We start from the raw sequence: 8590 nt of genomic DNA on the forward strand, positions 1-8590 counted from the left end.
TCCGGCGCTGTTCAAGTGAAGGTGTAGCGGCTCAAGGGCATGCTGCGGATGCGCTGCCCCGTGAGGGTCGCCACCGCATTGGCCACGGCCGGTGCGACGGCCGGCAACGGCGGTTCGCCGATACCGCCCATTTTTCCCCCGCTCTCGACCACCCGCACATGGACCCGAGCCATCCGCGAAGGCGGCAGGATCGGGTACAAATCGTAGTTGCGCGCACGGGGCTTGCCGTCGATGTACACCGCCTCCTCCACCAGCACCTGAGACAGCCCCAGTGCGACAGCACCACTGACCTGGGCTTCGACGATGGCCGGGTTGACGATGCTGCCCGGGTCGATGGCCTGCCAGATGTCGTGCACCTTGACCTGGCCCTTCTCGATCGACACCTCGGCGATCACCGCCGTCTGGGTGCCAAACGGCGAAGCCATGGCCACGCCACGCGCACGCCGGGTGCCGTCCTCGGCCGTGAACGGGCCGCGCTTCCAGCCGCCCGACAGTTCGCCCACCGCTTGCAGCAACGTGGTCAGGCGCGGGTTATCGCGCAGCAAGTGCAGGCGCAATTCGAACGGGTCCTTGCCACCCTTGTCGGCGATTTCATCGAGGAACGCTTCGTAGAAGAAATCGTTGAGCGAATTGCCGACCGAGCGCCAGTAACCGAGCATGGCCGGGCCCTTGACGTAGATTTGTGCGATCCGCTTGTTGGGAATGGCGTAGGACTTGCCGGCCAGGCCTTCGAGGGCCGTCGGGTCGAGCTTTTCACCCTGCTTGCCGGCCAGTGATTCGGTGGGGCCTTCGGTGGCACTGATCGCTTCGATGGCCAACGGCAGGCCGTCGGCATCCAGTGCGGCGCGGAAGTTGACGGCGGCGATAGGCCGAAGTGCATCGCGCAGGAACTCTTCTTCGCGGGTCCAGATCAGCTTGACCGGGCGTCCCACCGCTTTGGCCAGGGCAATCGCCTGCGGGTAGGGGTTGGCCGAGTCGTAGAGAAAATGCCGGCCGAAAAATCCGCCCAGCAACGGTGAATGCAAGCTGATCCGCGAAGCGTCGAGACCGGTCCGCTTGGCGATGTCGGCAAGGAACATGTCCGGCGCCTGGTTGGGCAGCCAGACGTCAAGAGAGCCGTCCGGGTTGAACCGGGCCAGCGCCGACGGCGGCTCCAGCTGAGCATGGTTGAGGTACTGATTATGGTAGGTGGCCTCGATTGTGGTCTTGGCCTTGGCCAGGACGCCGGCGACATCACCTTCGTTTTCATCGTCGCGGGCAGGTCCCCGTTCGGCGGCCAGGCGCTTGACGAATGCATCGCTGGAAAAGTCCGCCGGCATCGCCCGCACCTGAGAGTCGGCGCCCGGCTCCTGCCAGTCGACCTGAATCGCCTCCACCGCGCGCTTGGCGTGCCACCAGCGCTCGGCCACCACCGCCACTGCGCCGGGCAGGCGATGCACCGAGTGCACGCCTTTCATGGCCTTGACCTGTTCTTCGTTGCGCAGGTTGCCGACGGTCATGCCCAGGCGCGGCGCGTGTTGCACGGCGGCATGCAGCATGTCGTCGACTTTCAGATCGATGCCGTAAAGCGCCTTGCCGGTCGACTTGTCGTAGGCATCGAGGCGCTTGACCGGCTTGCCGATCCAGCGGAACTGACTCGGATCACGCAACTGGACACTGGCCGGATCAGGCACCGGCAGGTCCATCGCGCGCTCGGCCAATTCACCGTAGGCGAGCGTGCGCCCCGAGGCGGCGTGCACGACCCTGCCCGGCTCGGTCGTCAGTTCACCCACCGGTACGCCGAGCTTTTCGGCGCCCGCCTGCAGCAGCATGGCCCGGGCCAGCGCCCCCAGGCGACGCATGGTCGGGTAGCTCATGCGCACCGACATGCTGCCGCCGGTAATGCGCATGCCGTTTTCCAGCACCACATAGGCCTCGCCCGGTGGCGCGGCCTCGACCCGGAAGCTCGCGGGATCGGCGTCCAATTCTTCACCGACGATCTGCGCCATGGCGGTGTAGGTGCCCTGCCCGCCCTCCATGAACGGGCACAGCAGGCGCACGGTGTTGTCCGGGCGGATTTCCAGAAACGCCGGCACTTGGGTCCCGCGTTCCGCTGCCGCGGTGGCAGCCGCCTGTACCCTGGCCGAACCGAGCGGCAGGCCGAAGCCCAGCACCAGAGCGCCCACGGCGGTGCCGGCGAGAAAACGCCGACGGGACACATTCACCGGGTCAGTCAGTGTGAAATGGAGGGTTTCTTCCACGGAATCGATACGCGGGCTCATCAGGCTTCCCCTTTCTTCGCAGGCTGGCCAGCAAGGTCGTGGACCGCAGCCTGAATGGCGTTGTAGGTGCCGCAACGGCAGAGATTGACCATGGCCGCCTCAATCTGCGCGTCGTTCGGCGTGGGGTTGTTTTTCAGCAGCGCCGTGGCGGCCATGACCTGCCCGGACTGGCAGTAGCCACACTGGGCCACCTGATGCTCAACCCAGGTCGCCACCACCCGCTTGCCCACTTCATCCGCCTCGATGGCCTCGATGGTCGTCACCTCGCGACCGACCACACCGGCCACCGGCGTGACACAGGAACGCACCACGTTGCCGTCGACCAGCACTGAACACGCACCGCACTGCGCCAGCCCGCAGCCGTATTTGGTGCCTGTCATGCCCAGGTCATCGCGGATCACCCACAGCAGGGGCGTATCGGCGTCGGCATCGACTTGATAGGTCTTCTGGTTGATTCGTAATTCCATGGCTCACCCGCTGATCATCGGTTGATGTACTTTATTTATGTTTTTTTCGCCGCTTCCACGGCATTCGATGGGGTCTTCAAACGGCATCCAGCACCTGCCCACGCAGCTGCGCAATGTCATTTCTGGGCGCGGTGCCAAACATCCGGCCGTACTCACGACTGAACTGCGAAGGGCTCTCGTAACCCACGGCGAACGCCGCCCGCGACACGTCCAGGCGTTCGCTGAGCATCAACCGCCGCGCTTCGTTCAGGCGCAGCCATTTCTGGTACTGCAGGGGACTCATCGCGGTCAGTTGGCGAAAATGGTGGTGAAAGGTCGGCGCGCTCATCTGCACGCGCGCCGCCAGTTCATCAATGCGCAGCGGGACACTGTAGTTGAGCTTGAGCCAGTCGATGGCCTTGGCAATGCGATAGCCCTGACCATCGACGGCCGTGATCTGACGCAACCGCGTCGCCTGGTCGCTCCTGAGCAGGCGGTAGTGAACCTCGCGCAGGATCAGCGGCGCGAGCACCGGGATCGCCTCCGGCTCATCGAGCAATGCCAGCAGGCGATTGAGCGCGTCTTCCAGCGCCGGGGTCATGGTGCCGATCCCGACACCCCTGTCGATTGCACGGCCACGGGTGACTGGCATACCGCCCTTGGCAAGCGCCTCGGCGAGCATGGGGATGTCCAGCTTCAGGACCAGCCCGACACAGGGTTGCCCGGCGCTGGCGGTCAGCACTTCGGAATTGGCCGGAAGGTCCAGGGAGGTGATCAGAAAGCCCGAGCGGTCGTAGCGATAACCCTCGCCACCGACCCACAGGCGTTTCTCGCCACGCGCCACCAGGATCAGGCTCGGCTCGACCATGCAGACCGCCGGCGCCGCCGGCTGATCGCGGCGAAACAGCGACAGGCCGGGAATCGACGTGGCGAAATCACCCGATTGACAGGTTCGCGGGTCGATGTTCGCGGCCAGAGGCGACTCCTTGCAGGGACTGACATGGATCATGGCGGCTCGCTCCTATTGGCCAGACTCTAGCCTGCGCCCAGCGGCTTTCCTATCCATCACCCTGCATGTTCAGAGGATCAGGCAAGTATTCGATTGGATTGCGCAAGTGCGCGGCTTCATCGATGACCTATTCACAAACCGCGTCAGCCTTCATACAATTGCGATTAATTCTTATCCTCAAATAAACCGACAGGGAGTCCGTCATGTCCGCCATTCTGCCGCCTTCGCCGCTGCATCAACAGGTGGACAGTCTTTACCGTGACCACGGCGGTTGGCTCACTGGCTGGCTGCGCAAGCGTCTGGCTGATCGAGACAAGGCTGCCGACATTTCCCATGACACCTTCGTTCGTCTTCTGACCGGCACCATCGCCCATCCCTTGCGCGAGCCGCGGCATTTCCTCGCCACCGTCGCCAAGCGCGTGATGATTGACCACTTGCGGCGGCGCAGTGTGGAGCAGGCTTACCTCGATGCACTGGCGCAAGAGCCGGAACTGCTCGCCTGTTCCCCCGAGCAGCACATGCTGATGCTGGAAACCTTGTTGCAGCTGGACGCCATGCTCGACGGGCTCGGCTACAAGGTGCGGCAGGCGTTTTTGCTCGCCCAGCTGGAGGGTCTGGGCTATATCGAGATCGCCGAACACCTCGGGGTATCGGTCAGTTCGGTCACCAAGTACATGGCCAAGGCCACCGAGCAGTGCCTGCTCTTTGCCCTGGATGCGCAGGCATGAACGCCGCGAAGCAGCGCCTGGCCCTTCGCGATGCCGCGCAGTGGCACGCTCGTCTCGGCGCGGTACCGGGCTGCGAGGACACTCGGCGGCAGTGGCTCACCTGGCATCAGCAAGATCCGCTGCACCAGTGGGCCTGGCAGCGCCTGGAAATGTTTCAGGCCGAACTTCAGGGCGTCTCCGGCCCACTGGCCCGCCGCGCTCTGCTGGCGGGCGAATCGCGCCTCGACCGGCGGGCCGTGCTCAAGAGTCTGCTGCTCGGCGCAGGCGCGTGCGGGCTGGCCTGGTCCGGCTACCGGGAGATGCCGGTGTGGATGGCCGACCTGCGCACCCGTACCGGTGAGCGTCGCAACCTGAACCTCGACGATGGCACGCTGATTACCCTGAACACCGCAAGCGCCGTGGATATCCGCTACGACGCGACACAACGCCTGATCATCCTGCGTGCGGGGGAAATCTGGGTGCAAACCGGTACGGACCCGCGCCCCCTCAAGGTGCGCAGCGCCCAAGGCGAGATGCGTGCACTGGGAACCCGTTTCAGTGTTCGCCAATACGACGCCCACACCGAACTCAACGTTTTCGAACATGCCGTCGCGGTACGCAACAACCCTGTCGACAATGAGCTGATCGTCCGGGCCGGGAACCGTCTCGACTTTAGCGAGGGCCCTCTGTCGACACCGCAATCGCTGAGCCCGGAACGGGACGCCTGGCGCAACGGCCGACTGGTGATCGACGACTGGCGCCTGGACAACGCACTGAGCGAATTGCAACGCTATCGGCCGGGCATCATCCAATGCGCGCCACAAGTCGCCGGGTTGCGACTGTCCGGCGCTTTCCCGCTGGACGACACCGACCGTGCAATGGCAGCGATCAGCCAGGCGCTACCGGTACGGATCGAAACGCGCACACGCTTCTGGGTCAGGGTCGAACCGCGCGCCTGAGTCTTTTCGAAAAATATTCTCATTAACGATTGTCGATTTTCAGGTTTTCGTACGACTCCTTGTGCAAAACAGCCTTATTGCATTCGAAGGAGTCTTCATGCATCGCCCCAACCGCACCCTGCCCCATCCGCGCAAACCACTGGCCATTGCCGTCCTGGGCACCACGCTGGCCTTGCAGGTCGTTCTTCTCCAGCCGTTGATGGGTTCGAACAGCCAAGCCATGGCGCAATCCGTCACGCGAGATTACGCCATTCAGCCCGGCCCGTTGGGCGCGGTCATCGGCCGTTTTGCCAACGAGTCAGGCGTGGTCCTGTCCTTCGACGCCGGCCTCACCAGCGGCAAGCACAGTCAGGGCCTGCAGGGCCGCTATACCCTGGAACAGGGCTTCGCCAACCTACTGGCCGGCAGCGGATTGACGGTGACACAGGGTCCGTCGGGCGATTACCTGCTGGCACCACGCGGCAGCGATGATGTGCTTGAACTGGGCGCGACCAACGTGACCGGCGCCGCACTCGGCTCGACCACCGAAGGCACCGGCTCGTACACCACCGGCAGCTCCGCAACTGCCACCAAAATGAACCTGTCACTGCGCGAAACGCCGCAGTCGGTCAGTGTCATGACTCGCCAGCGGATGGACGACCAGAACCTCGCAAGCCTGCCCGAAGTACTGGAACAGACGCCCGGCATCACCGTGCAGAACCTGGGCAGCGAGCGCTTCAACATCTACTCGCGCGGCTACACGGTCGACAACTTCCAGTTCGACGGCATTCCGACCACGCTGGACATCGTCAGCCAGGTTTCGGCCCAGAGCCTGGCCGACATGGCGATCTACGACCGCGTCGAAGTCTTGCGCGGCGCGACGGGGTTGATGACCGGCGCAGGCGACCCGTCCGCCACCATCAACATGGTACGCAAACGCCCCACCGAGCAATTTCGAGGACATATCAGCGGGGGGCTGGGCTCATGGAACAAGTACCGTGGCGAAGTTGACCTGTCCGGCCCATTGACGCCCACCGGCAACGTGCGCGGGCGTACGGTGGTTGCTTACCAGCAAAACGACAGTTTCATGGATCACTACCATCAGGAACGCGATGTCTACTACGGCATCCTCGAAACCGACCTGAGCGACAGCACCCTGATGACCTTCGGCGCTGATTATCAAAAGAACAAGCCGCAGGGTTCCTCTTCGGTGGCCTTTCCCCTGTTCTACAGCAATGGCGAACAGACCGACTTCTCTCGCTCCACCAACAGCGCCGCACGCTGGAGTTCCAACGAACAGAACACCCTCAACAGCTTCTTCAGCCTGGAACAGAAACTCGCCCGCGACTGGACGCTCAAAGCATCGCTGAACCAGATGTACATTGACCGCAGCGACTATGAACTGGCCACCGCCAGCTGGGGCTTCCCCAACAAGACCACCGGCGCAGGCGTTCGTCTGTATGGCGGCGCCGGCAGCACCTGGCAGAAGCAGACCGGCGTCGACCTGCAGGCGCAGGGCCCGTTCGAACTGTTCGGCCGACGCCATGAGGCCATCGTTGGCTACAACTACGCCAAATACGAGAACCGCCACAGCCCGCTGCGCGGCACCGCTGTCGAAGGTCGCGTCGTCAACTTCTACACCTGGGACAACAACACCGCCAGGGCCAACACCTCGCTCGGCAAGCTGTACGACGGCGACACCACGATCTACCAGCGCGGCACCTACTTTGCGACCCGGCTGCGTCCGAGCGACGACCTTTCGGTGATCCTCGGCGCGCGGGTCAGCGACTACGATTACACCTACGATCTGAGCTACGCACTGACACCGGCCCTGGACCGCGTCACTACCTACAAGGAAACCGGCGTCGTCACACCTTATGCAGGGGTGGTCTACGACCTCAACGACATCCACTCGGTGTATGCCAGCTACACCAACATCTTCAAACCGCAGAGCGTGCGCGACCGCGACGGCGCCACCCTCAAGCCCCGTGAAGGTGACAACTACGAAGTCGGTTTCAAGAGCGAGTACTTCGGTGGTCGCTTGAACACCAGTATTGCCGCCTTCGTCATCAAGCAGGACAACCTCGCCGAAGTCGACCCGGGTCAAGTCATTCCCGGCACCACCACGGCGGCCTATCGAGCGGTGAGCGGCGCCACGACCAAGGGTTTCGAGATGGAGCTCAACGGAGAGCTGATGCCCGACTGGAACCTCAGCGCCAGCTATAACCACAGCAAAACCAAGGACGCCGACGGCAAGCGCATCAACACCGTGAGCCCGGCCAACACGGTCAAGCTGTGGAACACCTATCGCCTGCCAGGCGAACTCGATCGACTGACCGTGGGCGGTGGCATGAATTGGCAGAGTGGCATTCATTTCAGCGCCACACCGGCGGGATTGCCCGGTGCGGTCAAGGCCAGGCAGGACGATTACGCCGTCTTTGACCTGATGGCACGCTACCAGGTCACCGACCAGCTATCGGCCACACTCAACGTCAACAACGTCTTCGACAAGAAGTACCTTAGCGCCCTCGATACCACGTTCTACAGTGGTTATTACGGCGATCCGCGTAACGTGATGCTCAGCACGCGTTACGATTTCTGATCGGCACCGCCTCGGCATAGCCAAGGCGGATTCAAGTACCCCTGCCTGCTCGGGCCCCGTCGCTGACGCGGCGAGCGGGTGCACTGGCGGCGGGCTGCCAGGCAAGCGTCAAACTCAATCCAGCGCCGGTGGCCAGGCAGACGGCAATGCACACGCTGGCGACGGTGAACGCCTGGGTGATGGCGGCCGGATCAGTGCGTGAGGCGAGCACTGTGTAGAACACCCCGCCAATCACGGCGACGCTGAGTGAGGTGCTGACCTGCAGGGTCGAACTGGCGATGCCGGCGATCATGCCCGAGTAGGCGGGGGCGACGCGGCCGGTGACCATACGCATCAAGGTCGGCAGCGCCAGCCCTTGTCCCAGTCCAATCACGAACAGAAGGACGCCCAGCAGCACGGAGTCAGGCTGCACACCGGTCGGCGTCGCGCTGATGAGCCAGACCAGACCGAGAACGGCGATGGACTCCAGGGCCATGCCGAGCGGATTGACGTAGTCACCGATCATGCGTCGACCCCACCACACCCCGATCAGCAAGCCCGACGCGGCGACTGACTCGCCAAGGCTGTGCTCGCTGTATGTTCGCCAGCGAACAGACGAACGCCCCTCATAGTCCTCACACTCAAGGC

At 63.6% G+C, this 8590-nt stretch carries 7 protein-coding genes; 3 read left to right on the forward strand and 4 right to left on the reverse strand.

Translation table 11 applies throughout. The annotated features are described in order from the left end of the window. Window positions 1-11: 11 nt before the first annotated feature. The 3 genes from QIW53_RS03260 to QIW53_RS03270 form a co-directional block, all read right to left on the reverse strand. Window positions 12-2261: a xanthine dehydrogenase family protein molybdopterin-binding subunit gene (locus QIW53_RS03260; protein ID WP_371048256.1), complete on the reverse strand. Its 2250-nt coding sequence runs from the start codon at window positions 2259-2261 to the stop codon at window positions 12-14. Continuing rightward, window positions 2261-2728, reverse strand: a complete 468-nt coding sequence (locus QIW53_RS03265; protein WP_192303409.1) for a (2Fe-2S)-binding protein — start codon at window positions 2726-2728, stop codon at window positions 2261-2263. Before QIW53_RS03265 ends, QIW53_RS03260 begins: the two co-directional genes overlap by 1 nt. 76 nt (window positions 2729-2804) lie before the next feature. Beyond that, window positions 2805-3716 (reverse strand): AraC family transcriptional regulator, encoded by a 912-nt coding sequence (locus QIW53_RS03270; RefSeq protein WP_371048257.1) that lies wholly within the window; start codon window positions 3714-3716, stop codon window positions 2805-2807. Between the two features lie 203 nt (window positions 3717-3919). On the opposite strand from QIW53_RS03270, the gene QIW53_RS03275 reads away from it, so the two are divergent. The 3 genes from QIW53_RS03275 to QIW53_RS03285 all read left to right on the forward strand — a co-directional run bounded on the left by QIW53_RS03275 (window position 3920) and on the right by QIW53_RS03285 (window position 7963). After that, window positions 3920-4444 (forward strand): sigma-70 family RNA polymerase sigma factor, encoded by a 525-nt coding sequence (locus QIW53_RS03275; protein ID WP_192303413.1) that lies wholly within the window; start codon window positions 3920-3922, stop codon window positions 4442-4444. Beyond that, on the forward strand, window positions 4441-5382 hold the full coding sequence (locus QIW53_RS03280; protein ID WP_371048258.1) for a FecR domain-containing protein: 942 nt from the start codon (window positions 4441-4443) through the stop codon (window positions 5380-5382). The genes QIW53_RS03275 and QIW53_RS03280 overlap by 4 nt, the downstream gene beginning before the upstream one ends. Window positions 5383-5479: 97 nt before the next feature. Further along, window positions 5480-7963: a TonB-dependent siderophore receptor gene (locus QIW53_RS03285; RefSeq protein WP_371048259.1), complete on the forward strand. Its 2484-nt coding sequence runs from the start codon at window positions 5480-5482 to the stop codon at window positions 7961-7963. A gap of 31 nt (window positions 7964-7994) precedes the next feature. Here QIW53_RS03285 and QIW53_RS03290 read toward each other — a convergent pair whose 3' ends face one another. Continuing rightward, window positions 7995-8468 carry a hypothetical protein gene (locus QIW53_RS03290; protein ID WP_371048260.1) on the reverse strand — a complete coding sequence of 158 codons (474 nt, stop codon included), beginning with the start codon at window positions 8466-8468 and terminating at the stop codon, window positions 7995-7997. Window positions 8469-8590 lie beyond the last annotated feature (122 nt).

It is taken from the genome of Pseudomonas fluorescens (assembly GCF_041354075.1).
GTDB lineage: Bacteria > Pseudomonadota > Gammaproteobacteria > Pseudomonadales > Pseudomonadaceae > Aquipseudomonas > Aquipseudomonas fluorescens_CE.